The sequence below is a fragment of the Geomonas sp. Red276 genome (genome assembly GCF_054784495.1).
In genome coordinates this window covers 122954-149138 of sequence record NZ_BLXW01000007.1, presented here as the reverse complement: position 1 = coordinate 149138, position 26185 = coordinate 122954, and the positions used below count along the sequence as shown (strand labels likewise).

30 protein-coding genes are annotated in these 26185 nt (G+C 64.0%); 11 read left to right on the top strand and 19 right to left on the bottom strand.

Annotation, left to right across the window (positions count from 1 at the left end):
* Window positions 1–141 precede the first annotated feature (141 nt).
* Window positions 142–420 carry a type II toxin-antitoxin system RelE/ParE family toxin gene (locus ACYVL5_RS07335; RefSeq protein ID WP_460594899.1) on the top strand — a complete coding sequence of 93 codons (279 nt, stop codon included), beginning with the start codon at window positions 142–144 and terminating at the stop codon, window positions 418–420.
* A 116-nt stretch (window positions 421–536) separates the two neighbouring features.
* Complete coding sequence (locus ACYVL5_RS07330) at window positions 537–860, top strand: HigA family addiction module antitoxin (protein ID WP_460594898.1); 324 nt, start codon at window positions 537–539, stop codon at window positions 858–860.
* 24 nt (window positions 861–884) lie between these two features.
* Here the strand turns inward: ACYVL5_RS07330 and ACYVL5_RS07325 are convergent, their stop codons facing one another.
* The 5 genes from ACYVL5_RS07325 to ACYVL5_RS07305 all read right to left on the bottom strand — a co-directional run bounded on the left by ACYVL5_RS07325 (window position 885) and on the right by ACYVL5_RS07305 (window position 6447).
* Window positions 885–2693: a type IA DNA topoisomerase gene (locus ACYVL5_RS07325; protein WP_460594897.1), complete on the bottom strand. Its 1809-nt coding sequence runs from the start codon at window positions 2691–2693 to the stop codon at window positions 885–887.
* An 82-nt stretch (window positions 2694–2775) separates the two neighbouring features.
* Complete coding sequence (locus ACYVL5_RS07320; protein ID WP_460594896.1) at window positions 2776–3576, bottom strand: general secretion pathway protein GspB; 801 nt, start codon at window positions 3574–3576, stop codon at window positions 2776–2778.
* A 266-nt stretch (window positions 3577–3842) separates the two neighbouring features.
* A complete protein-coding gene (locus ACYVL5_RS07315; protein ID WP_460594895.1) occupies window positions 3843–5429 on the bottom strand; it encodes an AAA family ATPase in 1587 nt (528 codons plus the stop codon).
* Window positions 5430–5535: 106 nt separating this feature from the next.
* Window positions 5536–6141: a CAP domain-containing protein gene (locus ACYVL5_RS07310; protein ID WP_460594894.1), complete on the bottom strand. Its 606-nt coding sequence runs from the start codon at window positions 6139–6141 to the stop codon at window positions 5536–5538.
* A gap of 48 nt (window positions 6142–6189) precedes the next feature.
* Complete coding sequence (locus tag ACYVL5_RS07305; RefSeq protein WP_460594893.1) at window positions 6190–6447, bottom strand: hypothetical protein; 258 nt, start codon at window positions 6445–6447, stop codon at window positions 6190–6192.
* Between the two features lie 297 nt (window positions 6448–6744).
* On the opposite strand from ACYVL5_RS07305, the gene ACYVL5_RS07300 reads away from it, so the two are divergent.
* A complete protein-coding gene (locus tag ACYVL5_RS07300; RefSeq protein ID WP_460594892.1) occupies window positions 6745–7239 on the top strand; it encodes a hypothetical protein in 495 nt (164 codons plus the stop codon).
* Window positions 7240–7374: 135 nt separating this feature from the next.
* On the opposite strand, the gene ACYVL5_RS07295 is transcribed toward ACYVL5_RS07300, so the two are convergent.
* The 3 genes from ACYVL5_RS07295 to ACYVL5_RS07285 all read right to left on the bottom strand — a co-directional run bounded on the left by ACYVL5_RS07295 (window position 7375) and on the right by ACYVL5_RS07285 (window position 10816).
* Window positions 7375–9006 carry a methyl-accepting chemotaxis protein gene (locus tag ACYVL5_RS07295; RefSeq protein ID WP_460594891.1) on the bottom strand — a complete coding sequence of 544 codons (1632 nt, stop codon included), beginning with the start codon at window positions 9004–9006 and terminating at the stop codon, window positions 7375–7377.
* Window positions 9003–9260, bottom strand: a complete 258-nt coding sequence (locus tag ACYVL5_RS07290) for an Os1348 family NHLP clan protein (RefSeq protein ID WP_460594890.1) — start codon at window positions 9258–9260, stop codon at window positions 9003–9005. The genes ACYVL5_RS07295 and ACYVL5_RS07290 overlap by 4 nt, the downstream gene beginning before the upstream one ends.
* A 194-nt stretch (window positions 9261–9454) precedes the next feature.
* A complete protein-coding gene (locus ACYVL5_RS07285; RefSeq protein ID WP_460594889.1) occupies window positions 9455–10816 on the bottom strand; it encodes a sigma-54-dependent transcriptional regulator in 1362 nt (453 codons plus the stop codon).
* Between the two features lie 235 nt (window positions 10817–11051).
* On the opposite strand from ACYVL5_RS07285, the gene ACYVL5_RS07280 reads away from it, so the two are divergent.
* A complete protein-coding gene (locus ACYVL5_RS07280) occupies window positions 11052–12833 on the top strand; it encodes a methyl-accepting chemotaxis protein (protein ID WP_460594888.1) in 1782 nt (593 codons plus the stop codon).
* Between the two features lie 153 nt (window positions 12834–12986).
* Here the strand turns inward: ACYVL5_RS07280 and ACYVL5_RS07275 are convergent, their stop codons facing one another.
* Both ACYVL5_RS07275 and ACYVL5_RS07270 read right to left on the bottom strand, forming a co-directional pair.
* Complete coding sequence (locus ACYVL5_RS07275) at window positions 12987–13520, bottom strand: cupin domain-containing protein (protein WP_460594887.1); 534 nt, start codon at window positions 13518–13520, stop codon at window positions 12987–12989.
* Window positions 13521–13530: 10 nt separating this feature from the next.
* Complete coding sequence (locus tag ACYVL5_RS07270; RefSeq protein ID WP_460594886.1) at window positions 13531–14442, bottom strand: GGDEF domain-containing protein; 912 nt, start codon at window positions 14440–14442, stop codon at window positions 13531–13533.
* A 361-nt stretch (window positions 14443–14803) separates the two neighbouring features.
* On the opposite strand from ACYVL5_RS07270, the gene ACYVL5_RS07265 reads away from it, so the two are divergent.
* The 3 genes from ACYVL5_RS07265 to ACYVL5_RS07255 are packed head-to-tail and all read left to right on the top strand — an operon-like array spanning window position 14804 to window position 16764.
* Window positions 14804–15187, top strand: coding sequence for a DNA-binding transcriptional response regulator (locus tag ACYVL5_RS07265; RefSeq protein WP_460594885.1), 384 nt, complete (start codon window positions 14804–14806; stop codon window positions 15185–15187).
* Window positions 15180–15821 (top strand): chemotaxis protein CheC, encoded by a 642-nt coding sequence (locus tag ACYVL5_RS07260; protein WP_250678973.1) that lies wholly within the window; start codon window positions 15180–15182, stop codon window positions 15819–15821. The genes ACYVL5_RS07265 and ACYVL5_RS07260 overlap by 8 nt, the downstream gene beginning before the upstream one ends.
* The gene (locus ACYVL5_RS07255; RefSeq protein WP_460594884.1) at window positions 15808–16764 is read left to right on the top strand and encodes a sensor domain-containing diguanylate cyclase; all 957 of its coding nucleotides are present in this window, start codon (window positions 15808–15810) and stop codon (window positions 16762–16764) included. Before ACYVL5_RS07260 ends, ACYVL5_RS07255 begins: the two co-directional genes overlap by 14 nt.
* Window positions 16765–16981: 217 nt before the next feature.
* Here ACYVL5_RS07255 and ACYVL5_RS07250 read toward each other — a convergent pair whose 3' ends face one another.
* From ACYVL5_RS07250 to ACYVL5_RS07230, 5 genes are read right to left on the bottom strand one after another with little or no spacing between them, the layout of a single operon-like run.
* Window positions 16982–17461 carry a Zn-ribbon domain-containing OB-fold protein gene (locus tag ACYVL5_RS07250; RefSeq protein ID WP_460594883.1) on the bottom strand — a complete coding sequence of 160 codons (480 nt, stop codon included), beginning with the start codon at window positions 17459–17461 and terminating at the stop codon, window positions 16982–16984.
* Between the two features lies 1 nt (window position 17462).
* Window positions 17463–18755 (bottom strand): thiolase C-terminal domain-containing protein, encoded by a 1293-nt coding sequence (locus ACYVL5_RS07245; protein WP_460594882.1) that lies wholly within the window; start codon window positions 18753–18755, stop codon window positions 17463–17465.
* Entirely contained in the window at window positions 18752–19903 is a 1152-nt protein-coding gene (locus tag ACYVL5_RS07240) for an acyl-CoA dehydrogenase family protein (protein WP_460594881.1), read from the bottom strand. The genes ACYVL5_RS07245 and ACYVL5_RS07240 overlap by 4 nt, the downstream gene beginning before the upstream one ends.
* Window positions 19904–19923: 20 nt before the next feature.
* Window positions 19924–20274, bottom strand: a complete 351-nt coding sequence (locus ACYVL5_RS07235) for a hypothetical protein (protein ID WP_460594880.1) — start codon at window positions 20272–20274, stop codon at window positions 19924–19926.
* Window positions 20275–20307: 33 nt separating this feature from the next.
* Window positions 20308–20853: a (2Fe-2S)-binding protein gene (locus ACYVL5_RS07230; RefSeq protein ID WP_460594879.1), complete on the bottom strand. Its 546-nt coding sequence runs from the start codon at window positions 20851–20853 to the stop codon at window positions 20308–20310.
* Window positions 20854–20995: 142 nt separating this feature from the next.
* Between ACYVL5_RS07230 and ACYVL5_RS07225 the strand changes: the two genes are divergently transcribed.
* Together ACYVL5_RS07225 and ACYVL5_RS07220 are read left to right on the top strand one after the other, a co-directional pair.
* Entirely contained in the window at window positions 20996–21415 is a 420-nt protein-coding gene (locus tag ACYVL5_RS07225; protein ID WP_460594878.1) for a c-type cytochrome, read from the top strand.
* Window positions 21416–21662: 247 nt separating this feature from the next.
* The gene (locus ACYVL5_RS07220) at window positions 21663–21788 is read left to right on the top strand and encodes a hypothetical protein (RefSeq protein WP_460594877.1); all 126 of its coding nucleotides are present in this window, start codon (window positions 21663–21665) and stop codon (window positions 21786–21788) included.
* A gap of 40 nt (window positions 21789–21828) precedes the next feature.
* Here the strand turns inward: ACYVL5_RS07220 and ACYVL5_RS07215 are convergent, their stop codons facing one another.
* From ACYVL5_RS07215 to ACYVL5_RS07205, 3 genes are read right to left on the bottom strand one after another with little or no spacing between them, the layout of a single operon-like run.
* The gene (locus ACYVL5_RS07215; RefSeq protein WP_460594876.1) at window positions 21829–22779 is read right to left on the bottom strand and encodes an aminotransferase class V-fold PLP-dependent enzyme; all 951 of its coding nucleotides are present in this window, start codon (window positions 22777–22779) and stop codon (window positions 21829–21831) included.
* Window positions 22779–23063, bottom strand: a complete 285-nt coding sequence (locus ACYVL5_RS07210) for a class I SAM-dependent methyltransferase (protein WP_460594875.1) — start codon at window positions 23061–23063, stop codon at window positions 22779–22781. The genes ACYVL5_RS07215 and ACYVL5_RS07210 overlap by 1 nt, the downstream gene beginning before the upstream one ends.
* Window positions 23064–23106: 43 nt before the next feature.
* On the bottom strand, window positions 23107–23523 hold the full coding sequence (locus tag ACYVL5_RS07205) for a class I SAM-dependent methyltransferase (protein ID WP_460594874.1): 417 nt from the start codon (window positions 23521–23523) through the stop codon (window positions 23107–23109).
* 166 nt (window positions 23524–23689) lie between these two features.
* On the opposite strand from ACYVL5_RS07205, the gene ACYVL5_RS07200 reads away from it, so the two are divergent.
* Window positions 23690–24115, top strand: a complete 426-nt coding sequence (locus ACYVL5_RS07200; RefSeq protein WP_460594873.1) for a DinB family protein — start codon at window positions 23690–23692, stop codon at window positions 24113–24115.
* Window positions 24116–24262: 147 nt separating this feature from the next.
* Complete coding sequence (locus ACYVL5_RS07195) at window positions 24263–25465, top strand: hypothetical protein (RefSeq protein WP_460594872.1); 1203 nt, start codon at window positions 24263–24265, stop codon at window positions 25463–25465.
* Window positions 25466–25538: 73 nt separating this feature from the next.
* Here ACYVL5_RS07195 and ACYVL5_RS07190 read toward each other — a convergent pair whose 3' ends face one another.
* The gene (locus ACYVL5_RS07190) at window positions 25539–26084 is read right to left on the bottom strand and encodes a DUF922 domain-containing protein (protein ID WP_460594871.1); all 546 of its coding nucleotides are present in this window, start codon (window positions 26082–26084) and stop codon (window positions 25539–25541) included.
* Between the last annotated feature and the right edge of the window lie 101 nt (window positions 26085–26185).

The window sequence follows — 26185 nt, the reverse complement described above, 5'->3', positions numbered from 1 at the left end:
GTTCCCGCGCCGCAACAAAACGGGAGGCGTAGCACGCCTTCCACGCGCCATGATTTGCAACTCACAGGGAATTCTGCTATAACGCATTACGTAACAGAGGCTATGACGGCTTTCACAGGAGGGGGGTGGCCATGAAGTAACATGATCAAAACGTTCAAAGGGGGGGAGGTTGAGGAATTATTTGCCGACCGCAGGGTGGCGAAATTCATGGAAATTGAAAGGACAGCGAGGCGTAAACTACTGCTCCTGAATCAGGCCCGAAATCTTCAAGACTTGCGAAACCCACCCGGCAACAGGCTGGAAGCACTCGCAGGAGACCGGGAAGGACAGTACAGCATCAGGATCAATGACAAGTGGCGGGTTTGTTTCCGATGGGATGGACACGATGCCTATGACGTGGAGATAGTCGACTACCACTAAGAAGCAGCTTATACGTCGTGCAACCCGTGGTGCTCTGGAGTATGGGAAATAGCAGCAGAGTTAGAGTTTCAGCAGGACATAATCGGGATGTGGAGGTTATAGAGATGGTATCTCGGATGAAGGATATGGTAAGGGCAGGTGAGTTACTGGACTTGATCCCGCCAGGCGAGGTTTTGCTGGAGGATTTTATGAAACCACTCGGCCTGAGTATCAATGCACTCGCCAGGGAAATTGATGTCCCACCAGGCCGAATCAGCGAGATCGTCAATGGCAAAAGGAGCATCACCGCAGACACGGCTTTGAGGTTGGGGCTGTTTTTTTCGGTTTCCCCCGAGCTGTGGACAGGTTTGCAGGCTGACTATGACCTGAGAGTAGCCAAGCGGCTTCTGGGTGACAAACTGAAATTGCGGATTCAGCCAAGGTCGTTGCAAACAGCCTGAGTGTGATGTGAAAACACTAGCTATTTATGACTTAGCGTCTTTCTTTTTCGCTCCGTCGATCCACTTCGAGATTTCCCGGCGGCTGGCGAGGACGGAGGCGGGGATCTCGACGCCGGCCTTTTGGGCGAGCGCCTTCGCATACCGCAACTGCCCCTCGGAGGGGACGTTGCCGTCGCCCCTGCCGACCGGGACGGCGTACCCCATCTTGGCGTGGACCCCCTTGCAGAAGCGCTGCCAGCTCTCCTTGTTGTCCACCACCAAGTCGAGGAACCCTTCCATCCGGCGGGTGAGGTCGTAATCGATGACCCAGCCGTGCCTGGCCCGCAGGTAGTCGACCAGCGCCTCTCCGGGCGGAAGCGGTACCACCTTCCCCTTTTCCTCACGCACGTACCCGCGCTCGGTGATGTTCCGGGTGATCGCCGCATAGGTCGACGGCCGGCCGATCTCCAGCCGTTCGAGCTCCTTGACCAGGGAACCGAAGGTGAAGCGCCCCGGCGGCTTGGTCTTCTTCTCGTCCAGCTTTTCCCCTTTCTTGGGAACCATCTCCCCCCGCACGACCTCGGGAAGGGCCTGCATCGGGTCGTCTTCCTTCCCCTCCTTCTCCTCATCCTGATCGGTATAGATACGGAGAAAACCGTCGAACTTGAGCACCCTGCCGTTGGCCCGGAACCTCTCTCCGGCCACCTCGAAGAGCATGACGGTGGAGTCGTAGACCGCCTGTGCCATCTGGCTTCCCACCGCCCGCCGGAAGATCAGCTCGTAGAGCCGGGCATGCTCGGCGGTCAGCCCTTCCCTACCCATCAGCGCTTTGATTTCCGAGAGCTCATGGAGGTGGGTGGGGCGGATACCTTCGTGGGCGTCGGCCTGGCTGTTCTTGGACTTGTACTGGTGCGGCTTGGGAGGGACGTACCGCTCCCCCAGCGAGGCGGAGAGAAAGGTACGGATCTCGGCCACGAACTCGTCGGCCATGCGGACGGAGTCGGTACGGTGGTAGGTGATGAGACCGTGGTCGAAGAGAGCCTGGGCGAGCTTCATGGTCTGCTCGGGCGCAAGCTTCAGGCGCGCCGCCGCCGCGGCCTGGAGGTCGACGGTGGTGAAGGGAGGCTTGGGGGACTGGCGGGTTTCCTTCTTTTCCACCTTCTCCGCCAGCGCCTCCTTGGCGCCGCGGATGGCGGCCATGACGGCCTCCGCCTCCTCTTTCCGCTCGAACTTCCCCCGGACGTGGCGGGCCAGGAACTCGAGCCCCCCTTTCTCCAGCAGGATGGCGAGTATCCAGTACGGCGCGGGGACGAAGGCGCGGATATCCCGCTCACGATCCACCACGAGGCGCACCGCCGGCGACTGGACGCGCCCCACGCTGAATTTGCCGGACAGGTCGCGGCTGGCCAGGGGGGAGAGGATGTAACCGACCAGCCGGTCCCCAACCCGCCTCCCCAGGAAGGCGTGGTACAGCCCGGAGTTGGTCTTTTCGAAAGGGACCGCCCGGGAGAGGGAGTCCTTGAGCCCCTTCTCGGTGACCTCGAAGATCTCCATCCGGAGGCACTCCTTGGCCACCCCCTTGACCTCTTCGAAGATGTGCCGGCTGATGGCGTATCCTTCGCGGTCGGGGTCGCCGGCCAGCATGACGGTCTCCCCTTTGGCCGCCGCCTTGAGTTCCTTGGGGAGGTTCTTCTTTTTTTCGTGGAGGATGAAGGTGGGCTCGTAGGTGGCGAGATCGACCCCCATGGAAGCATCGGGGAGGTCCTTGAAATGGCCGACCGTGGAGATGGTCCTGGTCTTCAGGATGGACTGGATCTTTTTCGCCTTGGTCGGCGACTCGACGATGATCAGCAAGGGTCACCTCCAGGACTGCAGGCCTGGGAACGATACCGGGAGCATACCACCCCGGGGGGGAGACTCAACCGCTTGAAAGGAGTCAGCGCGACGGGACGGACGAGGAGAGGACGACGTCGAACTGGCGGCCGTTTCGGGAGAGGCGGACCTTGGTTTCCTTGATCTCCACCACCCGCGCCCCGGCCACTTCTTCCCCTTCTTTCACCAGGGTGCCGTTGAGCACCGCCCGGCGCAGGCTCCGCTCGTCCTGGAAAGCGATGCCGGAGATGGTGATGTCGGAGCCCCCCTGGCTGATTACCGGACCGTCGTCCCGGGAGCCCTTCATTTTGACCAGCGGTTCGCGTGCCACGCCGCGTGCCCCGCCACCGATCGTCGCAGCCGTCCTGGCTTTCCCCTTGCCCGCCGGGGTGAAAGCCGCAACAGGCTCCGTGCCAACCGAAGCAGCCGGGGCGGAAGGTGAAGAAACCGGCGGGGCGGAGGAGACCGGTGCCGCCTTGGCCACACGGGGGGGAGTGACCGCAGTGGCAGCCGGCACGGTTGGCGCCGGGGCGAAGGTTTCCGCCGCCTGGGGAGGAAGCGGAGCGGCCGGGGCAACCATCACCGCGGCCGGTGGAGCGGCGGCATTTTCCTGCCTTTCACGATCACCCTCCTGGCGCGCGGCGACCTGGCGATCGCTCTCTCCATGCCCCTTCAGGAAAAACCCGGCACCGATGCCGGTCAGCAGGAGAGCCGCACCGGCCGCCACCAGCAGGTACGGGCGCGGACGAGGATCGGTGGCGCCGCCGCGGTAGCGAAGCACCTCCGGCCGCAGGTCCGCCGCGGCGCAACGCCGGCTTTTCCGCTCCTGTTCCATCTTCCTCAACGCATCAAGTATCAGGCTCATGAGTTGCCCTCGATAGCAATAAAGTCCTTAATATCCTCGCCCGTTCACGGCGGAGAGTGGCCGAATCGTCCATTAGATACCCTCGCCCCCTTTGGGGGAGAGGGTGGCCGAAGGCCCTGCCCCACATTACCCTCGCCCCCCTTGGGGGAGAGGGTGGCCGAAGGCCGGGTGAGGGCAGTTTTTACCCCCTCCCTCACCCCCGCCCCTCTCCCGGAGGGCGAGGGGATTATTGTTTCCGCCCCTCTCCCGTAAAGGGCGAGGGGTTTTCATCTCCGATCTTTGACGATGCCCGGCGGGAAGAAGCCGCCGGCTTGCCGGTAGAGCCTCATCAGGGTCTCGGGGGTCAGCTTCCCGTCGACGGTCATCCCCTCCCGGGCCTGGAACTCCCTGACCGCGGCGGTGGTGAGCGCGCCGTCCTTGCCGTCCACCGGCCCCGCATAGGAGCCCGCCTCCTTCAAAAGCCCCTGCAGACGCTTCACCTTATCGGCCTTTTCCGCGGCCTTCGGCCGTCCCGCCAGCCCGTGGAAATCCTTCCAGAGCACGGTCGCGCTCCCCTTCCAAATGGCTCCCAGTTCACCGGAGCTCAGGCGCGCCTTCCCGGCCAGGGGCGGAACCAGCTGAAGGCCGCCGCCGTCCACCCCCACCAGAGCCACCACCCGCTCCCCTCCCGGCACCGCGACCTGCAGAAGGGCGGGCGCGTCCAGCCGCTCGAGGCTCACGAGATTTCCGGTAATCCGGGTGGCGGTGAGGCCGCTTCCACGCAAGAGGGCGGCGAGGGTGACCGCCTGCCCGGAGGCCGGCTTCACCGGCGGTTTCTTCCAGCACCCGAGCAGGGCGTTGACCGCCACCGGCAGGTTCTCATGGGGAGGAACCGAGGCGAGCTCCCGCAGGGCCACCTCGGGCGAAAAGGGAGCCGCCGCGACCGGGGCGGGCTTCTTCGCCTCGACGGCATCCTGCCGCGGGAAAGCAAGAAGGGCCGAGGCCACCGCCGCCAGCGCCAAGGCACCAACGATGACCTTGATGATCGCCCGGGAACCTTTCTCCTCCCTCCCGAGATCGGCGAGGGAAGCAGTGGCCATCGATGGCGACACCTCCCGCCGGCCGGCGGTATAGGCCGCCAAGAGGGAACGGTCACAGGCGCCGTTGATCAGGCGGGGAAAGCCTCCCGAGAAGCGGTAGATCTTCTTCATGGCACCCGGGGCGAAGGACACCGGCTCCCGACCGCCGGCCGCCGCCTTGACCCGGTGCCTGATGTAATCGCAACTGTCCTCGAACCCCATAGGCTTCAGGTGGTAGCGGACGGTGATCCGCTGGTCGAGCTGGCGAAGCTCTGAGCGGGAAAGGAGCGTCCTCAGCTCCGGCTGCCCCACCAGCACGATCTGGATCAGCTTGTCCGACTCGGTCTCCAGGTTGGAGATCAGCCGGATCTGCTCCATCACCTCGACCGAGAGGTGCTGGGCCTCGTCGATGACCAGCACCACCGTGCGCCCGCAGCGGTTCTCTTCCAGGAGAAAGGTGTTAAGGGCCTGATGCAGGTCCCGGATCTCTCCCCCTTCGGCGGAGATCCCGAACTCGGTGTTGATTTCCCGCGCGAGACCGAGCGGGGAGACGGTGGGGTTGAAAATGAGCGCGGTCCGGTAGGTATCTGCCTCCAGGTGGTTCAAGAGGGTGCGGACCAGCGTCGTCTTGCCGGTGCCCACCTCGCCGGAGAGTTCGATGAAGCCGACGCGGTTCTCGATGGCGAACAAGAGGTGCGCGAAGGCCTCCTGGTGCGGCGTGCTCAGGAAGAGAAAGGCAGGGTTGGGGGTAAGGGCGAAGGGCGGTTCTTTGAAGCCTAATTGTTCCCAGTACATGTTCGCCGAGTCGTCCTTTGGATGGGGCTTTCAAACCGTCGGTCTAGCTATAATTTCTCGCGCAGACGGTGTCAACTTCTTTCCTGCTAAATCGGAGCCGGCCCCCTTACTTGCTGAAGAAAGAGGCGAAGTCGATCACGCACATGTTGCGGTAGACCGGATGCGGTCCGCAGGCTGCCCCCGCCACATTGAAAGCGCGGGAAAAGATATTCTTTCTATGCCCGCGGTCGGGAACGCCGTCGTCGATGATCAGCTCCATCACCATCAGCCGGGGGTCTTCGGGGCCGTAGCCGATGTTCTCCGCGATCCGGTTGGACCAGGTGCCGTGCCGCTCGATCCTCTGCTGCATGGTGCCTGAGCGCAGCCCCTGGTGCCCGACGTCTCCGTTTTGCCCCTCGTCGCGCACCAGTTCAGCGGCCGCCTCGGCAAGACCATCCGACCAGGTAAGGGGCGGGAGCGGGGACTGACGCTCCATGAAGGCAATGGCCTCGTCGACCGCAGCCCCCCCTTCCGAGGTCACCACGGTGGCGACCGATCCCGGCGCCCGGTAGAATTTTCCCCAGTAGCTGCGGCGGAGCTCCCGGAGGTACTGGGCGTAGCGTCGCGGTTGGGTGCGGGCCAGGTTGGCCTCGGCCACCACCTGGCGGCCGAAGCCGTCGCTGGGAAGCGCCTCGTTCCCGGCTGTTAGCATCAGCAGCACGATGATCATCATGCCCCACATCCTGACAGCCATCCCCCGTCCCCCACAATTTACCGGCTATCAACCAAGCCTTTGCTCGAATACCCTCAGTGCGGCGGCCAGCGTTCCTTCCAGATCGTCACCATAGACGGTAAAATAGAGATAGGGACCGGAGTAATGATGCCAGTTGAGGTCCTCAACCTGGAGAGGTGCCAGATATCGCTCCATCTTCTCATACGGATAGAAAGGATCACCGTTTGGCCAGGTTCTTCTGAGCTTGGCAATCTGCGCCTCGTTCAGTTCGATGCGGTACCTGATCGATACGACTTCCGCGTTCACGTCACTACCCCCCGATGGGAGTCGCATTTCGCGACCCTCTTACCAGCAAAGACGGCACCGTCCCGCCCCCTTTGCCTTGGCCCGTCAGCCTGGAATGAGCATACCACAATGGCGCCGCCTTCCGTTTGACATCGCCACAAATTAGGTTAGATTAATTCCCTGACCATCATCGGAAAAAAGGGGGGGCTCTGTCACCCCGGAAGGAAGAGATTGTTCTTGTGTTTTGGAAACCAAGTCTGGTAAATAATGGCCGCGTCAAAAGAACCGGCCAGCAGGAATGGATCAAAGGTGAGTCATATGCAGCTTGCACTCTATCTGGAACACGGTGAGAAATTCGCCCGTGCCGCGCTCAAACTTCCCCAGTTTACCACCGTCGATATCGACTCCATCCTGCTTGACTGCGTCATCGAGGTGCTGCCGGTGACCTGCTCCAGCTTCCTGGGGCCCGACCATCTCCCCGGCATCGAGTTTCCCTACCCGGAGTTCAGGGTGGTTTTCAGGCTGAAGGATCGTCCCATGGTGGCCGCCGCCTACGGTATCGACGTCTTCGTCACCGACGCCATGCTGAGCCTGGTAAACCGTGCCCTCGGGCACAACCACATCGAGATCAACCGCCGCTACGCCCAGATCGAGCGCTACATCGCCACCAAGCAAAACGGGCTATTGGAGCTGGTGGGATGCAGCCACAAGGCCCTGATCGACCGGATCACCCACGCCTTCGTCGAGTTGAGGACCGCCTATCTCGACGCCCTGGACAAGGAAGGGTGCCTCCCGGTGCCGCACCATCCCTAGCCTGACTCCCCTCACCCGTCATGCCGGACGCCTTCCCGGCGGGCGGTGACGAAAAAAGCCGCCCAACGGGCGGCTCCTTTCCGGCAGCCCCGGCCATTTCCGCCAGGGCCTTCGTTTTCCGTACTTTCCTTTTAATCAGGCCAACTTGAAGCGTCCCACCAGCCTCTGCAGGTCTACCGCCTGTTCGGAGAGTTGGGCCGCGGCGGAGGCGGTCTGCTCGGCGCCGCTGGCCGTCTCGTGCACCACCTGGGTGATCTGCTGGATGTTGGTGGCCACCTCGCTGGTGGTGGCGGTCTGCTGCTCGGCGGCGGTGGCTATCTGCCCGACCTGGGCGGCTACCTCGTTGATCCGCTCCACAATCTCCTTGAGGGCGTCACCGGACTTGCGGGAGGAAACGGCTCCCTTCTCGGCCTCCTGGACCCCTGCCCCCATCGCCTGCACCGCTTCCTTGGTATCCCCCTGGATCGCCTTGATCATGGACCCGATCTCCTTGGTGGCCTTGGAGGTCCGCTCGGCCAGCGCCCTCACCTCGTCGGCCACCACCGCGAAGCCGCGTCCCTGCTCCCCTGCGCGGGCGGCCTCGATGGCTGCGTTGAGTGCCAAAAGGTTGGTCTGGTCGGCGATATCCTCGATGGTCCCCACGATGTTGCCGATCTCCTCGGAACGGGTCCCGAGGGCCTCCACCGTGTGGGCGCTCTGCCGTACCCGGTCGGCGATGACCTCCATGCCGGTGATGGTTTCCTGCACGATACGGGCACCCGCCTCGGCGGTGTCGTTGGACTTGCGGGAGATGTCGGCAGCCAGGAGGCAGTTGCGGGCGATGTCGCTGCTGGTGGCGGACATCTCCTCGCTGGCGGTGGCCACGGTGCCGCTTTGGGAGGCCACTTCCTCGGCGCCGGTGGCGATCTGGGCCGAGGTCGAGTGAAGCTGGGTGGAGGCCGAGGCGATGGAGTTGGAGATCCTCACCGTCTGTTCCACCATATCCTTCAGGCTGGTCACCATGTTGTCCATGGCCGCCAAAAGTTGCCCGCTCTCGTCCTTGGAGGTCACCTCCAGTTTGGCGGTGAGGTCCCCGGCGGCCAGCCGGTTGGCGGCTTCGACCGCCTTGGCCAGCGGGCCGGTGATCTGCCGGGTGATCAGGAGCCCGAGCCCGACCGCTGCCGCCATCCCCAGCACCACCAGCACCAGCATGGTGATGGTGGCCGATCTGGCGAGCGCACTGTTTTCATTGGACATGTTCTTCGCGTGGGTTTCCTTCAAGGCGGTCAGCTTGTCCAGCAGCTCCTGCTCGCGGAGGGCGGCCTTCTTGGCGTCGCCATGGAGAAGGGCCATCGCCTCGGCTTCGTGTCCCTGCTGGTCAAGTTGCAGCACCTGGTCGGCGTAGTCCAGGTAGAGCTTGCGGGCCTGGGTGAAGTCGGCGAACAGGGCCTTGGCCTCGTCGGTGGTCAGCGACTTTTCGAACTCCTTGGAGCGCTGGGAGACCAGTTCCCTGAGCTGGTTCATCGTTTCCACGTAGCTTTTGCGCTGCGCCGGGTCCTTGGTCTCCACCGCGTCTCTCACGTTGATGCGGACGCGCTGGAAGGCCACCGCCATGGTTCCGATGTCCGCCAGCGGCACGGTGTACTTCTCGTAGAGCAGGGTATCCTGGTTGTCGATCTGGCGGAGCTTGGTGATGCCGACCACCCCTACCACACAGGCGATCAGCGCGATGGAAAGGAACCCGGCTACGAGCTTGGTTCCTACTTTTAAATCTTTGAAGGCTTTCATGATGCCACCTCATTATTCAAATGCTGGCTGGGAATGCCGGCCCGGGTACAAAACCGCTTGATGCTGCTGTCGAGCCGTATCGACACCAGCGCGATGAGAGCGAGGTGCTCGGCCTTGATGGCGCCGATCTCCTCCTCGGTCAGTGGGTATCCATAGCTGCGGCAGGCCTCCTGGGGAGCACGTGCCGCCAGATTTCTGAAGGTGTCGTCGGTGAGCAGGCGACCCAGGAACTTCTCTACCGCATCCTGTGACATGGGGAACTCCTTTTGCGTCCCGAGGTGGGACAGCCTGTGCTGTCCTCACCCATGTAGTAGCATCAGGGGTGCCAACCGGGCGGATTCGTGATTTCAAGCAGTTAGGTTTCCGAGGAGGCGAGGGGCGTGTCCCGCAGGGGGACAATTGGGACACCGCGGGACAAAACGGAGTCGAATGATCCGCTTCCCCGCGATCAGGTGCGGTAGAAGACCTTGCGGTTCACCTTGAGCATCTGGGACGCCTTCGACTTGTTGCCGCCGCACCTCTCCAGGGTGATGGAGAGGATCTGCTCGGTGAGGGCATCGAGGGAGAGCTCTTCCACCGGGAGGGTCAGCTGGTAGGAGACTCCCCCGGCCGCCTCGGACGGAGCGGGAGAGTCCGGGGCCGCGCTTCCCAGTCCGAGGTGGGAGGGGCGGATCAGCTCGCCGTCGGTGAGGATGGCGGCCCGCTCCAGGCAGTTGCGCAGTTCGCGCACGTTGCCGGGCCAGCGGTAGGCGAGCATCGCCTCCATCGCCTTCTCGGAGATGCCGGGCAGCGGTTTGCCCAGGTGCTGCCTGAGCTGCTGCATGATGTGCTCGCACAGAAGGGGGATGTCCTCGCGGCGCCGGCAAAGCGGCGGGATGCTGAGCGGGAAGACGTTGATCCGGTGGAAGAGGTCCTCGCGGAAGCGGCCGGCGGCCACCTCGACGGCCAGGTCCCTGTTGGTCGCCACGATAACCCGGCACTCCACGTTGATCGGGGTGTTGCTCCCGATCTTCTCGAAGACCCGCTCCTGGAGGACCCTGAGGAGCTTGGCCTGCAGGGGGAGCGGCATGTCACCGATCTCGTCCAAAAGGATGGTCCCGCCGCGGGCCAGGCTGAACTTCCCTTCCCGGTCCCGGTCGGCGCCGGTGAAGGCACCCCGGACGTGGCCGAAGAGTTCGCTTTCCAAAAGGTGCTCGGGAATGGCCGCGCAGTTGACCGCGACGAAACCGTTGGGGAGCCCCTTGCCGGCGAAGTGAATGGCGCGGGCCAGTACCTCCTTGCCGCAGCCGCTCTCGCCGTAGATCGCCACCGTGGTCTGGCGGGCGTTGGCGACCTTGGCGGCCAGGGCCAGCATCTGCTTCATGGCCGGGTTGACGGTGACGATGCTCTGGAAGGTGAAGCGCTCCCGCAAAAGTCCCTTGATCTGCTCGTTTTCCTGGAGAACCTGCTGGTAGTCGAGCGCCCTCTTGACGGTCATCCTGAGGTCATCGGCGTTGTACGGCTTGACCAGGTAGTCGTAGGCTCCCCGCCGCATCGCCTCGACGGCCCCCTCCACGCTGCCGTGGGCGGTATTGACGATCATCGGGACACCGGGGTGGAGCTTTTGGACCTCTTCGAGGAGTTCGAGTCCCCCCATGCGGGGCATGACGAGGTCGGAGACGACCAGGTCGACGCGCCGGCGCTCCATGACGCGAAGGGCGTCCTCGCCGCAACCGCAGGAGATCACCTGGTATTCCTTGGACAAAAGGCTCTCCAAAAGGTGCAGGGAGAACGAATCGTCGTCCACAACGATGATGGTGGGGTTGACCATGAAAGGTGCAGTTTCCTTCTTTGCGGGTTTTTCTACCCTTATCGGCGATCCCCCCCCGGACTTGACCGTTATTTTCATCCCCTCCGTTTCTCCAACTACCAAAAGATACTAGGGGATTTTCTTTAATGTAAAAGTGAACCGAGCGTTAATTTAAGTTGTGTAGAACGCCATTTTTGGCGTAATATCCCGATCCTGGTTCCCCGTATTGAGCACCACCCGATCGTGAGAGTGCACCATGGCTATCAACCTGCGTCTCGGTTACAACTTCATTCGGCTCTCGCTGGCGAGCGGCGTGGCAATCGCCGTGGCCGGTGTGGCCTGCATCTCCAACCTGTTGACCATGCTCCCTCCCGCCAACGAGGGACGCCCCTACGCCTACGCGGCGATGGTCTTCCTCGCCCTGGAAGGGGCGGTAGCGGCCGGGGTGCTGGCCATGCTGGCATCGAGGAAGCTGGCCCAGCGGGTCAGGGTGCTGGCCGCCGCCCTCGACCGCGGCGCGGACGGCGACCTCACCACCCGCCTGACGGTCACCAGCATGGACGACCTGGGCGCGCTCAACAACAACTTCAACACCATGATGGAGCGCCTCTCCGGGGTAGTCGCCAAGGTCAACCACTCGATCGCCGAGCTGACCAAGATCGCGGGCGACATGAACGAGGTGGCCCAAAACGGCGTCAATGCCGCCGAGCTGCAGTCGGAAGGGGTGAATTCGGCCAGCGTGGCGGTGCAGGAGATCAACGAGGCGGTGCTCCAGATCGCCCGCTGGGTGGAGGGGCTCTCCAGCTCCGCCACCGATAACGCATCCTCCATCCTGGAGATGTCGGCCAGCATCGAGGAGGTCAACCTCCACGTGGAGGCGCTCTCCGCCGCGGTCGACGAGGTAAGCGCCTCCATCATCGAGATGACCGCCGCCGAGCGGCAGATCGGGGAAAGCGCCGACAGCCTGATGCAGGAATCGGCCACCACCTCGTCACTGGTGGGGGAGCTCGACGTCTCCATCAAGCAGGTCGGAGAGAACGCCGCCAAGACCGCTGCCATCTCGGAAAGCGTCCGCCGGGACGCCGAGGAAGGGCGCAAGGCGGTCGAGGCGACCATCGCCGGCTTCAACGAGATCCGCAGCTCCTCGAGCTCCTCGGTGGAGGCGATCGAGAACCTCGCGGTCCGCACGGTGGATATCGGCAAGATCCTGATGGTCATCGACGAGGTGGCCGAGCAGACCAAGCTTTTGGCCCTCAACGCCTCCATCATCGCCGCCCAGGCGGGGGAGCACGGCAAGGGGTTCGCGGTGGTGGCCGACGAGATCAAGGAACTCGCCCGCCGCACCCGCAGCTCGACGCAGGAGATCTCCGAGATCATCGAAGGGGTCCAGGAAGAGACCGATCGCGTGGTCACCGCCATCCGGCTCTCGGAGAAGCGGATCATCGAGGGGGACCGGCTTTCCCAGCGGTCGGGGGAGGCCCTCAAGAAGATCGTGGCGGGGGTCCAGCAGGCGACCAGCCAGGTGGACGAGATCGCCGACTTCACCGAGGCGCAGTCGCGGATGAGCCAGAACATGAGCAACGCCATGCAGCGGGTGGCCGACATGGTGCGGCAGATCGCCCGGGCGACCCGCGAACAGGGGCGCGGCAGCGAGCTGATCATCTCCGCCGTGCAAAGGATGAAGGACCTCACCGCGCAGGTCCGGATCTCCACCCGAGCCCAGAGCGAGTCCTCCAACCACATCGTACGAGCCACCGAAGACATCACCGCCACCATCGGCGACGTCAGGCAGGCCTGCGAGGACGAGACCAGGAGCTCGAAGCTCATCGTCAACGCCATGGAAAACATCCAGCAGTCCTCCCGCAGCAACGTGGAGAGCACCCGGGTCATCAACGGCGCGGTCAGCGGCCTCTCCCGCCAGGTGTCCCTGCTGCAGCAGGAGATGGCGGGCCTTCGCTACCAACAGGGCGCCTCCACGCCGCACGCCCCCGCCCCTTCCCCGCCGGGGCTCCCCGAGCCCGACCCGGCCCGAAGCTGAACCCGAAACGAAAAAAAGCCCGCTGATCGCGGGCTTTTTTTATTGCTGGAGCTCCCGTATTCTCGGGAGTCGTAGGGTGGGCACCCCGTGCCGGCTCCGGAGGAGAATGGCGGGCAGGTGGCAACGGAGGACGGGGTACAGCTCCCCTCCCCTTCAAGGGGAGGGACAGGGTGAGGATGGGGCTCGGGTCAGCCGGGTGATGAGCTCGCGGTGAGTAGGAAAGAGTGCCAGGAGCGAATCCCGTTCGGCCATCTCGAAATCGGCGAAGTCGAAGCCGGGGGAAACGGTGCAGCCGACCAGGGCGAACCCCTTCTTGCTGGACAATTCGGCCCCGAACCAGCATCCCGCCGGCACCACCGCCTGCAGGCTCTCCCCGGCGGCGAGATCGCTCCCGAGCCTGAGTTCCCGGTGCCCGCCGTCGGGGGTGATGACCTGGACCGTGAGGGGGGAGCCGAGGTGGAAGTGCCAGAGCTCGTCCGACTTGATCCGGTGCAGCGCGGAGATGTCTTTCCCCTCGAGCAGAAAATAGATCGAGGTGCAAAACGACCGGCTCCCCCCGAAGCGCTCCGGCAGCCCCCCGGTCGCGACGGTCTCCTTCGACCGGTAGGTCTCCCTGAACCATCCCCCTTCCGGGTGGCGGGTCAATCCGAGCCGGGCCACCAGCTCTTCCACGGCGATCTCTCTCATGTCCCCTCCCCTAGCCGATGGTTACCCGATTCCTGCCCTGCTGCTTGCTCTGGTACATGAGCGAGTCGGCGCGGGAGATGATACTCTCGGCGTCGTCGCCGCTGCGGATCATGGTCCCTCCGATCGAGATGGTCACCCCAACGATCTCCTCCCCTACCGTGATGAAACTCCGCTCCACCGTGCTCCGGATCCTCTCCGCCATGGAAACCAGGGTGGCCTGGTTCGCTCCCGGGAGGACGGCGATGAACTCCTCGCCCCCCCAGCGGGCGACCACGTCGAGCTTCCTGACCACGTGGGCGATCGACTTGGCCACCATGGCCAGCACCTCGTCGCCGGTGGGGTGCCCGTAGCGGTCGTTCACGTTCTTGAAGTGGTCGATGTCGATGAAGAGGATGCCAAAGGGGGTTAGGCGGGTTTGCCATTCCCCCACCGTCGAGTCGAGGGCCATCTCGCCCAGGCGCCTTGTCCCGGTATCGGTCAAGGGATCGGTGAAGAGGTCGTGGCGCAGCCGGTCCAACTGCTCCATCATCTGCATGGCGTTGCTGTCGGTGAAGATTTCCACCGCCCCAACGATCGCCCCTTCGCTGTTTCTGACCGGCGAGACCCGCACCTGGACGGGAAGGCGGTACCCCTGCTTGTGATGCACCATGGCGGTCAGCGCGTGGTGTTCGCCGTCGGTTATCGCGTTATGGAGGGGACACCCATCGTTGCAGACCTCGCACCCATCGATGTCGATGTGCTGCAGGATCTTATCGGCGCAGCTGTTGCCGATCACTTCCTCGCGCAGGTACCCGGTGATCCGCTCGGCCCCCTTGTTCCAGTAGGAGATGCGCCGGTTGAGGTCGATGCAGTAGACCCCGTCGAACAGGCTGTCGAGCAGCAGCGCGGGGGAGATGTCCGTTTCGGTGGTGGGTGAATCCATGGGCACTCCTGGAGAGAGCATGAGGTCCGGGACGGTGCGGCGAGCCGTTCTGGCGGGAAGGCCGGAGAGGGTACGCTGACGCAGGTCCTGGGGATCATCGTCCCCGGCCCAACCCGCCCCCGGGTGGTCGCGGGGCAGCAAAAATGGCCCAAGGGAGCGGGGCTAACCTGTCTTGTACCTTGACATTGGCGGCGCGTAAGTGTAATTTTGCGGCCATATAATAGCGTTTTAAATCCGGCTTGGCAATCCTCGCGTTCCCGGCACCCGGTGCAGGGAACCGACGCCGGGACGAACGACGCATTTTCACCCACTTCGGGGGCGAGCTGATATTTCCCTTACCACGGCAGGTAACGAGGGTTCAATGGCAAAGATACTGGTAGTCGATGATTCCATGGTGGCGCGGATGTGCCACATCGCCAGCATCCCCAAAGACCAGGGGCATGAGATCGCCGAAGCGTCGGATGGCCTGAGCGCCTTGGAAGCCTTTCGGGCCATGGAGCCGGACGTCACCTTCCTGGACCTGACCATGCCGGGGATGAACGGCCTCGACGTCCTCGCCGCCATCAAGGAAGATTACCCCAACGCAGTGGTGATCGTCTGCACCGCCGACATCCAGCGGCAGACGTTGGAGATGGTAGAGAAGCTGGGGGCCTTTGGCGTGCTCAGTAAGCCATGCAGCAAGGAGGTCCTGCAGGAGAAGCTGGCTCAGGCGCTGGAAAAAGCGGAGCAAAATCGTGATGAGTGAGACCGCATCCCTGATGACCCCACTGGAGAAGGACGTCCTCCAGGAAATCATGAACATTTCCTTTGGCCAGGCGGCGGCCGGGTTGTCGGAGGTCATCAACCTGTACGTCACCCTGTCGGTTCCCTACATCGACGTGCTGGCTCACGGGGAGGTGGCCCGCTACATCAAGGGGAAGATCCCGGACACCGGCGAGATGAGCATGGTGACCCAGATGTTCTCCGGCAACTTCAGCGGTTCGAGCATCCTCATCTTCCCGCACGGCGAGGGGAAAAAGCTCCTGCGGCTTTTCAACGGGGAGCTGGGAACCGAGGGGCACGACATGGATGTCCTGGAGCGGGAATCGCTGATCGAGATCAGCAACATCATCATCGGCGCCTGCATCAGCAAGATCGCGGAGATGCTCGGGGACGTGGTCAGCTACTCTCCCCCCCGTTTCTACGCCCGCGAGCAGATAAGCGACGCGCTCAGGGAATCGTTCGAGGCAGAGGGAGCCTTCGCCATCTTTTTCAAGACCCTCTTCCAATTCGAGGAGTACGACGCCCGCGGCTACCTCTTCATGGTCAGCAACGGGGCCGCCCTCTCCTGGCTCAAGCAGTCCATAGCGAACTACCTCCAAAAATATGCAGGCGCATGACCAGATATTTCAGAACATCAATCTCGGATTGATGGTGCTGGACCGTGACCTGAGGGTGCGGGCCTGGAACCGCTGGATGGAACTCCACAGCTCGCTGTCGTTCGCCGAGGTGGAGGGGAAATCGATCCTGCAGTTCTACCCGCATCTCGCCCAGCCGGAGTTCAGCCGGTTCTTCAAGAGCGTCCTCTCCTTCGGCAACTACGCCTTCTTCTCCCAGAAACTTCACCGGCAGCTGATCCCGATGAAGAATCCGCATCCAAGCGCCGCCCACATCCCCTACATGCAGCAAAACTGCACCGCCGGCCCGATCAGGAACGACCAGGGGGCCATCGAGAGCATCTACATCACCATCCAGGACGTCACCGAGTACGTGATGTACGAGCACCGTTTGGTGGAGATGAGCCGGCTCGACCCCATGACCAGGCTCCTTAACCGCAGCCACCTCGAGCAGACCCTGAGCGAGGAGATGAGCCGGGCCCAGCGGTACGGGACGCCGCTCAGCGTGCTGATGATCGACATCGACTTCTTCAAGTCGATCAACGACACCTACGGGCATGTCTGTGGTGACCAGGTTATCAAGGCGATCGCCAACCTGTTGAAGGACACCGTGCGGCGGATCGACGTGGTGGGGCGCTACGGGGGGGAGGAATTCTGCTGCGTCCTGCCGGAGACCGCCGCCGACAACGCCGTACTGCTGGCGGAGCGGCTGAGGGGGATGGTGGAGGAGAAGGTCCACACCTTCGGCGCCCACACCCTGAAGGTCACCATCAGCGTCGGGGTGGCCGAGCTCTCCCCCGGGCGCGACACCCTCGAAAAACTGGTGAACGCCGCCGACGACGCACTGTACAAGTCCAAGCACCAGGGGAGAAACCGGGTGACCTGTGCCGCCGGCGACGAATCGGTTCTCCACCCCGCCGCCCCCCCCGCCCTTCTCGCCAACTAGCCCCCCCGCAAGGTGCCTCCGGCCTCCTACGCGAGTCCACGCCCCCCATGCGAGTCCGCGAGTTGTCGGCGGCTTTTTAATGAGATTCTGCACCAGCCTTTCAAGAATACCTTAGCCAAATCGACCACTTACCCCATATTTCGGCGCGCCGAAATGGGTGAGAGACGCAGCAGTCCACGCAGTCCACGGAGTCCACCCAGTCCAAGCGGGTCGACCGTCACCTCGGCACGAAGTAGACGTCGGTCGGCTTGAACTTGCAGTTTCTCAAGAAGCGGGCTTGCACCGGCATGCCGACCGAGATCTCCTCCGGGCGGGCGCCGATCAGGCGGGAAAGGAACAGGGTGTCGACCCCCTCGAACTCCACCATGATCAGCGTGAAGGGGGTCTCCTTGAGGAAGGCCTGGCCACCGAAGTGGCAGGTGGTGAAGGTGTGTACCCTCCCCTCGCGGGGAAGCTCGAACCACTCGGTGGGGGCCCCACACTCCATGCAGTGCCCGCGCGGGGTGGCGAACCGGCGGCCGCAGGAGGTGCAGCGGCTCCCGAGAAGCTTTTTCCGGGTCAGCCCGGTGAAGAAGGGGGAATCCTGCGCATAGGAGTGGAGGTAGTCGATCTCGTAGTGGTACTTGAGGATGATGGGATCGGTATTGAAGAGGACGGTCCCCTCTTCGCTTTCGGCCAGTTTCGCGTCTTTGTCCATGTCACACCCTCTCCATGATGGAGACCGTGATGTAGGTCCCGGTCCCCGCGTGGCTGTGGATAAGCCCCCGCCGCGGCTCGGGGATCTGGAGGGTGGCGTCGTCCAGGTGCTTCCCGACGGTCCCCTGAAGCTGCCAGAAGGCGAAGACCGCCTGCATGAGGCCGGTCGCCCCGACCGGATGCCCGCAGGCGAGGAGCCCCCCCGACGGGTTGACCGGGAGCGGCCTCCACCTTTTGTCGCCCGAAAAGGTGAGCCCGTAGTCGAGGTTGGGCATGAAGGGGGCGCCGGAATCGACGTAGCGCCCCCCTTCCCCGTACCGGCAAAGTCCCAGGTCCTCGCAGGTCTGGATCTCGGACGAGGTGTAGGCGTCGTGCAACTCCACGAAATCGAGCTCCTCTCCCGGGTCCAGGATCCCCGCCATCCGGTAGGCGAGCTTGGCGGCCATCCTCCCTCCGCGGAAGGAGTGGACGCCGGGATAGCGGAGGTCGGCATACTCCTCGGCGCTCTCGTGGGGAAGGAGGATGACCTCCCCCTGGGGGCGGTCCGCCATCCGCATGGCATCGGTGCCGCACCCCACCCCGGTGACCCGGACCGGGTTGCCGCCCAGCCTTTGCGCGGCCTCCTCCGAGGCGAGGATCGCCACCGCCGCCCCCTCGGACATCTGGCAGATGTCGAGCAGCGTCAGCGGCTCGGAGACCATCTGGGAGGCGCGCACCTTTTCGATGGTCAGCCGCTCTGGGCGCTGGGCGTAGGGGTTGTAGAGCGCGTTCAGGTGATTCTTGATGGAGACCTTGGCCATCTGTTCGACGGTGGTGCCGAACTCGTGCATGTGGCGCACCACCATCATCGCGTAGTAGCCACTGTAGAATCCCCCGACCGGGTAGTCGAAGTTGGTGTCCGAGGCGAGCGCGATGAACTCGTTCCCCTTCCAGGTGTTCACCCTTCCCATGGTCTCGAATCCCATCGCGAGGCAGACCTCCATCCGCCCCGAGGCGACCGCCTCCCAGGCCGACTGGAAGCAGAGGCCGCCGGTGGCGCCGCCCCCCTCCACCCGCCGGGAGGGCTTCGGGTTCAGTCCGAGGTAGTCCTGCACCATGGCGCCGGCCATGAGCTGACGGGTGAAGTGGTCGGAGAAGTAGGAGCAGACGCTCCCGTCGATCGTCTCGCGGGAAAGGGCCGGGCAATCGGCGAGGGCGTAGTCGAAGGCGTCCTTCACCATCCGGCGGAAATCGGTTTGCGGGAGCGCCTTGGCGAACTTGGTGATACCTCCGGAGATCATGTAGACCGGTCTCATGACTTGATCACCTCTTTAAGGTAGGAGCGGGCGATGACCAGCCGCTGCACTTCGGAGGTCCCCTCGCCGATCTCGCACAGCTTGGCCTCCCGGAAGTAGCGCTCCACCGGGAACGCCTTGGTGTATCCATGGCCGCCGTGCATCTGCACCGCCTTGAGCGCCGCCCGCATGGCCGCCTCGGAGGCGTACAGCTTGGCCATCGAGGCCTCCCGGCCGAAGGGGAGGCCGCGGTCCTTGCGCCTGGCGGCCCGCAGGGTCAAAAGCCTCGCCGCGTCGAGCTCGGTCGCCATATCGGCCACCATCCACTGCAGCGCCTCGAACTCGGCGATCTTGATCCCGAAGGCGCTCCGCTTCTGGAGGTAATCGATGCTCTGCTCCAGGCAGGCCCGCCCGATGCCGACCGCCATGGCGGCCATTCCGATCCGCCCTGCCGCGAGGACCTGCATGGCCTGGGTGAATCCCTCGTTCTCCTCGCCGACCAGCGCCTCGGCGGGAAGCCGGAGCTCCTTCAAAAGGAGCGCCACCGTGTCGCTCGACCGGTAGCCGAGCTTCTCGAGGTTCTTCCCCTTCTCGAGCCCCTGGGCACCACCCGGCACCACGAAGGCGGAGATCCCCTTGGCACCCAGGGAGGGATCGTTCTTGGCCATCACCACCAGCACGCCGGCACGGGAGCCGTTACTGATGAAATGCTTGCGGCCGTTCAGCAGCCAGCCGTTGCCGTCGCGGGCCGCGGTGGTGTGGATCCCCCCGGCATCGCTCCCCGCGTCAGGCTCGGAGAGGGCCCAGGCACCGATCGTCTCGCCGGTGGCCAGCGGGGCGAGGTAGCGCTCCTTCTGGTCGTGGGAGGCGAAGAGATCGAGGTGGGTAGCACAGAGGGTGTGGGCGAGCAGGGTGATGGTGACCGAGGCGTCCACCCGCGCCAGTTCCTCCACCGCCGTGATGTAGGAGACGAAATCCTTCCCTCCTCCGCCGTAGCGGGTGGGAAAGATCAGCCCGAAAAGCCCCATCTCCTGGAGACTCTTCACCGCGTGGGCCGGAAACTCCGCGGTGGCGTCCCGCTGGGAGGCACCGGGAGCGAGTTCCCGGTCGGCAAACGCGCGGATCCGCTCCTGGAGTTCCTGCTGCTCGTCGTTGAGTTCGAATTCCATGGTAGTAGCCTCGCGACTCCCTAATGCTTCGGTCCCGGGATCTCCTTGATGTCGGCCGGGGCCTTCTTCTCCATGACCTCCGGCGGGGTTCCCTGGGGTGCGGGTTTCAGCGGCTGCCCGCAGCGGTTGCAGCACTCCTCGCAGCCGTCCTGCACGGCATCCCCCTCCTTGCTCTTCGACTGGACCGGGCTCTTGGCCGCCTTGCACTTCTGGCAGCAGTCGCAGGCCCCCTCCTTGGCGGGATCGCGAGCCTCGGGAGTGTCCGGCGGGACCAGGCCGGCGGCGCGGTTGGGATCGCTCGCGCAGGAGGCGGTGGCGGCCCAGAAGAGGAGCAGGAAGGCGAGGGAGGAAAGCTTGGTCGTTGGCATCATGGTCGGCTCCTTTGTCACGGGCAGGGGGCCCCGCTATCGGCCCAGGTGGACATCAGCTTGACGAACTCGGCGTGGGACATCGGCACCGGCGTGCGGCCGTCGCCGGGATGCCATCCCCACAGCACCAGGGGGGCATCCCGCACGTGATCGACCACCTCGGCGGGGGTCCGCGACCCGTTGCGGGCGGGGTCCTTCAACTTGCTCGCAAAGCTGCCGCGGCGTCCTCTTCTCGAAGACCATCTTCATGTCCGCCGAAGGGAGCTGCCACTCCGGTGCCCCGGGAGGGGTGTGATCGTACTCCTGGTTCTTCTCCTGGTGGCAGGTGGTGCAGAGGAGGCCGTTCTTCCCCAGGCCGTCCCGTCCCCGTTCGACGTGCATGGGGTGCACCGCCGAGAGCGGGGTGACGCAGGAGCGGACCGCCTGGCCGTTCACGTGGACCGTGCAGGCCCCGCAGAGGGCGCTTCCGCAGCCGTACTTGGTGCCGGTCAGCCCCAACTCGTCGCGGATCACCCAAAGCAGCGGCATGCCGGCCGGCACGTCGAGCTCATAGGCCTTTCCATTGACCTTGATGGGAATCATCGGGCCTCCTGCTACGACGGCAAAATGGGGGAGGGGGAATCAACAAAAAAACTAGCACTAATTAATTTTTTGCCAAAGCGGGCAAGACTGCGAAAGGAGTTCTGCTACAATTAGGCAAAATTCACACAAAGGAGGAGTGCCCATGCAGAGACGTATCGCCTTATCCTTGGCAGCGGTGGCTATCGGCGCGATTGGAATGGCGGGTTGCAAGAAACAAGCACCCCAGCAGGCGGAGACACCGGCCGCCAAGGCCACGTCATCGGCCTCCGCGCTGCCCCCCCCAAGCACCCCGGCCCAGCCGGCCCCTGCCAGCACCGGGCTGACCGGAGAAGCCCTCTTCAAGCAGTACTGCGCCTCCTGCCACGCTGACGGCGGGAACGTGATGAACGCGAAGAAGACGCTCCACAAGGCCGACATGGACGCCAACGGCGTCAAGTCCGCCGACGACGTCGTCAAGCTCATGCGTAACCCCGGCCCAGGCATGACCAAGTTCCCGGTCACCCAGATCTCCGACGACGATGCGAAAAAGATCGCCGACTACACCCTGGCGACCTTCAAATAGTTCCTCCCCCTCGACACGTTACTGCCCCCCTCCCTCGAGGCTTGAGGGAGGGGGGCAGGCAATTTAACGGGCGCCGCTTCCCCCATGAGCGGGGTTGGCTCTCCGGCATGAGCGCTCCCTTCCGGACACCAGCCAGGCTCTTACCCCATCCAGCATCCTGCCATTTTGTGACGCAGTTCACCCTCGTCTCGTCCGCCCCGGGTTATGCTCACCAGTTGAATCCACCCGATGCAGCACCGAACCCGACATGACCTTCTGCACCACCATCAAATCCCTCTACGCCCTCAACGGCTTGGTAGCCGTGCTCCTTTACCTTCCCCAGGTCGTCAAGGCCTGGCGGGACCGGGAGCATGCCTGTCCCTCTCCCGGCTGACCTTCGGCGGCTGGTGCGTCGGCTCGCTCATCAGCGCGGTTTACGCATGGCTCCTGGTCAAGGACCGGATGTTCACCGCCGTGAGCCTCGGCAACGTGGCCGGCTCGGGGGCGGTCTTCGCCATCGTGACCTGGAGCAAGTCGGTCAGCGGCAGGGGACGAAGCGGACGACGTTGCGGGTCTCGCCCAGGATCACCTTGAGCGCCGCCAGTAGGTAGTCGATCTCCTCGTCGGTAGTTGCCGCCCCGAGCGAGAAGCGGACCGCGCAGTGCGCCTCCTGCGGCGAGAGCCCCATGGCGAGCAGCGCGTGGGGGGTCCGGATTGCCGGACTTGTAGGCCGACCCGGAGGAAAAGGCGATCCCCTTCCTGTCGAGATGAAGAACCAGCGACTCCCCGCGGATCCCGGGGAGGATCATGTTGAGCGTGTTGACGAGCCGCCCCTCCCGGGGGCCGTTACGGCGTGCCCCGGCGATCAGCGAGCGGATCCCCTCCTCCAGCCTGTCGCGAAGCCTCGCCTGCCTCGCCGGCTCATCCCCGTAGAGCCTCTTCTGGGAAAGTTCCACCGCCTTGGCAAAACCGGCGATCCCCGGCACGTTCTGGGTTCCCGCCCGCAACCCGTGCTCCTGCCCTCCTCCCGTGATGAGCGGCTCGATCGGCACATCCTTCCCGACGTAGAGCGCCCCCACCCCCTTGGGACCGTGGAGCTTGTGGGCCGAGAGAGCGAGGAGATCCACCCCCAACGCCTCCACGTCGATCGGCATCTTTCCGAAGCCCTGCACCGCGTCGCAGTGGAAGAGCGCGCCCCGGGCGTGGGCGAGCGCGGCCAGTTCCGCCACCGGCTGGATGGAGTGGCGGCCGATGTGGCAGATCATCCCGAGCGGGTGCCCCTCCCGGGGCTCCACCGCGGTCAGCCGACCATCCTGGAGGGTGGCCGTAACGAAGCAGCCGGCGGGACAGATGCCACAGAGGCCATCGCGTTTTTCCACCGCCATCACTCCCTCCCCCGCCGCCCGGAGAGATACTTCGGGCTGCGCCGCATGAGCAGGAGGGCGAACCACTCACGCCCGTCAGTGAAGAGCTCCACCCTCTCGAATCCGAACTCCTCGAGGTAGGGGAGAAACCTCCCCAGCCGGAACTTCCGGCTGATCTCCACCTGCACCATCTCTCCCTGGGGGATGACGAGCTCCCTCCCCAGCGGCGAGAGATGGACCGTCTGCTGGCGGGTGAAGTGCGCGTAGACCTCGATCTGCTCCTTCTCGCGGTTGTAGAGCGCCACATGCTGGATGCCGTCAAGATCGAGCCGCAGCCGAGTTCCCGGTTCATGCGGGCGAAGAGGTTCCGGGTGAAGCAGGCGGCGGCCCCCGCTTGAGCCAGGCGGCGAGGAGGATGTCGGTCTTGATGGCGTTGCCGGAGCCGAGCTCGATCAGGTTGACCGGGCCGGCCGACTCCCGGATCCGCCCGCCGTGGGTGGCCAGGATGGAGGTCTCGGTACGGGTGAGGTAGTACTCCGGCTGCTGGGTGATCCTTTCGAAGAGGGCACTCCCCTGGGAGTCGTACAGTAAGCGGGACTCGAGCCGCCTGGGAGCCGACAGCATCCCGGAGGCGGTGGAGCGGGCGAAATCGCGGACCTCGTCGGTGGGGAAGGAACCGCGGATGATGCACGAGCCGGTTCCCGCGCAGGCGTCGCGGAAGCTCCGGCAGATCTGCATCTCCGGTGAGGCGAAGAACGAATCCATGGTTCCTCCTTGTGGGGGCGTAAAGATATTAGTGAATTGCAATGTATAGCACCTACCCGTCAACGCACCGCCGGGCGAACGCCCCAGCGGCGGTGCCGTCACTTTGCAATTTTTATCCAGCACAAGTAGAGTTATGACAAATGGGAACACAAAAAGAGGAGTCGTCATGAAAGCCGATCAGATCATGAGAAACGAGCTGATGGGACTTCTTCAAGGGGCCAACGCGCACATGAGCTGCGATGACGCGGTGGCGGAATTCCCCATCGACTTCCTCAACCGGCGGCCGCCCAACACCCCCTATTCCTTCTGGCACTTCGTGGAGCACCTGCGCATCGCCCAGTGGGACATCCTCGAATTCATCAGGAATCCCGACCATATCTCCCCCGACTACCCGCAGGGGTACCGTCCCGGGGCCGAACAGAAGACCGACGAAGCGGGATGGTACAAGAGCTGCGACTGTTTCCGAAGGGACCTTGCCTCCCTGATGGAGATGGTACGCAACCAGTCGCTGGACCTGTTGGCCCCCATCCCCCACGCCAGGAACTACACGATATACCGGGAGATCCTCACCGTGGCCGACCACAACGCCTAACACATCGGCGAGATCGCCATCATGCGGCAGATCATGGACATCTGGCCCGCACACAGCCGCTACCTCACCGGCAAGCCCGACTGACAGGTCCGCTCGGGACCGTACCGTGCCGTCTCCGCGCCCAAAGGGTGCCAAAAGGAGGACCACATGGAAAGAAGCCTCGATGTCGTCAAGGAGATCATGCTCTACTTCGCCCGGGCCACCGGCCTGGAGGGAGGGGGGCCGTCACGGCGCTACCTCTGGACCGACGCCTTCGCCGTTTGCAACTACCTGGAACTGTACCGCCAGACCGGGGAGCAGAGGTGGCGCGAGCTGGCCATGCGCCTAATCGACGAGGTGCACCACGTCCTGGGGCGCCACCGCCCCGACTCAGACCGCAGCGGGTGGATCGGAGGGATGAGCGAAGAGGAAGGGGAGCATCACCCGACCCGCGGGGGATTGCGGATCGGCAAAGCGTTGAACGAACGCAAGCCGGACGAGTTCCCGGACGAGCGGCTGGAATGGGAGCGGGACGGCCAGTACTACCACTACCTGACCAAGTGGATGCACGCGCTGACCTGCGCGAACCGGATCACCGGCGAGATCGATCCCCTGCGCTGGGCGGTTGAGCTCGCCCAGAGCGCCCACTCCGCGTTTTCATACCAGCCGGTGACCGAGGAAGGAAAGCGGCTGTACTGGAAGATGAGCATCGACCTCTCCCGGCCCGAGGCCCTGTCGATGGGGCAGCACGACCCGTTGGACGGGCTGGTCACCTGCTGCGAGCTCAAGGCGGCCACCGCCAGCTCCGACGTCGGCCTCCCGCCACTCACCGGCGAGATCCAGGATCTGCGGGAGATGTGCCGCGGCCGGGACTGGGACACCGACGACACCCTGGGGGTCGGGAGCCTCTTGAGCGATGCCTACCGGATGGTGCAGCTCACCGCGGAAGGGGCGTTCGACGATCTCCACCTGCTGGAGGAGGTCCTCGAGTCGGCCCGTTTCGGGCTCAATGCCATCAACAGCGAGGGGCAGTTCGACATCTCCGCCCGTTTCCGGCTGGCTTTCAGGGAGTTGGGGCTCTCAATCGGGTTGAAGGGTATCCTGCCGATGGCGGATTTGGCCGAGGAAAAGGCGGCGTTGTTCGGCAGCCGTTACCCGGCCATCAGGGAAAGGCTCGAGCTTCTGAAGGGGTACCTGCCGATGGCCGACCGGATCGAGCGTTTCTGGCTCGACCCGCTGAACCAGGAGACCGGCACCTGGAACGACCACCGGGAGATCTCCATGGTGATGCTGGCGACCAGCCTGGCGCCGCAGGTTTTCCTCTCCCTGCGCAACAGGGTAGGCAAGGTGGAGGCGAGGCAAGAAGAGTAGGAATTGGGATGTAACGGGATTACCGCGGGGAAAGGTTCCTTTCCGGGGGGGCGGGGAAGGTCCCCGAGGCGCATCACGGCTGCCCCGCGGCGAGCACCGCCCCCTGTGTCTCGCCGTGATGGGTCTTGGCATCGTAGGCCACCTGGAGGTCTTTCAGCTCCCGCAGCTTCTCGTCGGTCAGCCGCTTGGCCTCCTTCTCCAGCTCCCTTTCGCTTTTGAAATTCTGCAGCGAAGAGAGCACCTCGTTGATCTCCCCGGCGCTCTTCACCGTGATGTCCTTATGACCGAACTCGTGCAGCTTCAGGTGGGCGAGGTACTTCTCCCACAAGGGCGCGAGCTCCGCGCCTTTGCTGCCGACCAGCCTCGGCAGGTGATAGACGATCTCGACGTTGGTCTTGACCGACTTGACCGAACAGTGTCCTTCGTCTTCGGTGAGGTCGTAGTCGAAATGGAGGTCCCAGGTGGTCAGGGCGGCGTAGATATTCCCATCCCCCCACTTGGTGCCGTTGTGTCTCATCTGCCGCTGAAGGTCCTCTACGGTGGGGCCGTCGATGTCATAGTACTCGTAGCGCTCCTTCACCTTGAGCTCACAGGAAGCCTCCGATGCCGGCTGATGCATCGAGGTGGAGGAGATCTCCAGTTTCGAGGCTGGAACCGGTTTGAGCGGTCCGGAACTGGCGGCAAGAAGGTTTGAAGATGAAAAAAGAGCAATGGTCGCGG

Excerpts from the sequence above, each read along its gene's own strand:
- ACYVL5_RS07335 (WP_460594899.1), top strand. The coding sequence starts at position 142 with ATGATCAAAACGTTCAAAGGGGGGGAGGTTGAGGAATTATTTGCCGAC.
- ACYVL5_RS07330 (WP_460594898.1), top strand. The coding sequence starts at position 537 with ATGAAGGATATGGTAAGGGCAGGTGAGTTACTGGACTTGATCCCGCCA.
- ACYVL5_RS07320 (WP_460594896.1), bottom strand. The coding sequence starts at position 3,576 with ATGAGCCTGATACTTGATGCGTTGAGGAAGATGGAACAGGAGCGGAAA.
- ACYVL5_RS07315 (WP_460594895.1), bottom strand. The coding sequence starts at position 5,429 with ATGTACTGGGAACAATTAGGCTTCAAAGAACCGCCCTTCGCCCTTACC.
- ACYVL5_RS07310 (WP_460594894.1), bottom strand. The coding sequence starts at position 6,141 with ATGATGATCATCGTGCTGCTGATGCTAACAGCCGGGAACGAGGCGCTT.
- ACYVL5_RS07300 (WP_460594892.1), top strand. The coding sequence starts at position 6,745 with ATGCAGCTTGCACTCTATCTGGAACACGGTGAGAAATTCGCCCGTGCC.
- ACYVL5_RS07295 (WP_460594891.1), bottom strand. The coding sequence starts at position 9,006 with ATGAAAGCCTTCAAAGATTTAAAAGTAGGAACCAAGCTCGTAGCCGGG.
- ACYVL5_RS07290 (WP_460594890.1), bottom strand. The coding sequence starts at position 9,260 with ATGTCACAGGATGCGGTAGAGAAGTTCCTGGGTCGCCTGCTCACCGAC.
- ACYVL5_RS07285 (WP_460594889.1), bottom strand. The coding sequence starts at position 10,816 with ATGGTCAACCCCACCATCATCGTTGTGGACGACGATTCGTTCTCCCTG.
- ACYVL5_RS07280 (WP_460594888.1), top strand. The coding sequence starts at position 11,052 with ATGGCTATCAACCTGCGTCTCGGTTACAACTTCATTCGGCTCTCGCTG.
- ACYVL5_RS07275 (WP_460594887.1), bottom strand. The coding sequence starts at position 13,520 with ATGAGAGAGATCGCCGTGGAAGAGCTGGTGGCCCGGCTCGGATTGACC.
- ACYVL5_RS07270 (WP_460594886.1), bottom strand. The coding sequence starts at position 14,442 with ATGGATTCACCCACCACCGAAACGGACATCTCCCCCGCGCTGCTGCTC.
- ACYVL5_RS07265 (WP_460594885.1), top strand. The coding sequence starts at position 14,804 with ATGGCAAAGATACTGGTAGTCGATGATTCCATGGTGGCGCGGATGTGC.
- ACYVL5_RS07260 (WP_250678973.1), top strand. The coding sequence starts at position 15,180 with ATGAGTGAGACCGCATCCCTGATGACCCCACTGGAGAAGGACGTCCTC.
- ACYVL5_RS07255 (WP_460594884.1), top strand. The coding sequence starts at position 15,808 with ATGCAGGCGCATGACCAGATATTTCAGAACATCAATCTCGGATTGATG.
- ACYVL5_RS07250 (WP_460594883.1), bottom strand. The coding sequence starts at position 17,461 with ATGGACAAAGACGCGAAACTGGCCGAAAGCGAAGAGGGGACCGTCCTC.
- ACYVL5_RS07245 (WP_460594882.1), bottom strand. The coding sequence starts at position 18,755 with ATGAGACCGGTCTACATGATCTCCGGAGGTATCACCAAGTTCGCCAAG.
- ACYVL5_RS07240 (WP_460594881.1), bottom strand. The coding sequence starts at position 19,903 with ATGGAATTCGAACTCAACGACGAGCAGCAGGAACTCCAGGAGCGGATC.
- ACYVL5_RS07235 (WP_460594880.1), bottom strand. The coding sequence starts at position 20,274 with ATGATGCCAACGACCAAGCTTTCCTCCCTCGCCTTCCTGCTCCTCTTC.
- ACYVL5_RS07230 (WP_460594879.1), bottom strand. The coding sequence starts at position 20,853 with ATGATTCCCATCAAGGTCAATGGAAAGGCCTATGAGCTCGACGTGCCG.
- ACYVL5_RS07225 (WP_460594878.1), top strand. The coding sequence starts at position 20,996 with ATGCAGAGACGTATCGCCTTATCCTTGGCAGCGGTGGCTATCGGCGCG.
- ACYVL5_RS07220 (WP_460594877.1), top strand. The coding sequence starts at position 21,663 with ATGACCTTCTGCACCACCATCAAATCCCTCTACGCCCTCAACGGCTTG.
- ACYVL5_RS07215 (WP_460594876.1), bottom strand. The coding sequence starts at position 22,779 with ATGGCGGTGGAAAAACGCGATGGCCTCTGTGGCATCTGTCCCGCCGGC.
- ACYVL5_RS07205 (WP_460594874.1), bottom strand. The coding sequence starts at position 23,523 with ATGGATTCGTTCTTCGCCTCACCGGAGATGCAGATCTGCCGGAGCTTC.
- ACYVL5_RS07200 (WP_460594873.1), top strand. The coding sequence starts at position 23,690 with ATGAAAGCCGATCAGATCATGAGAAACGAGCTGATGGGACTTCTTCAA.
- ACYVL5_RS07195 (WP_460594872.1), top strand. The coding sequence starts at position 24,263 with ATGGAAAGAAGCCTCGATGTCGTCAAGGAGATCATGCTCTACTTCGCC.
- ACYVL5_RS07190 (WP_460594871.1), bottom strand. The coding sequence starts at position 26,084 with ATGCATCAGCCGGCATCGGAGGCTTCCTGTGAGCTCAAGGTGAAGGAG.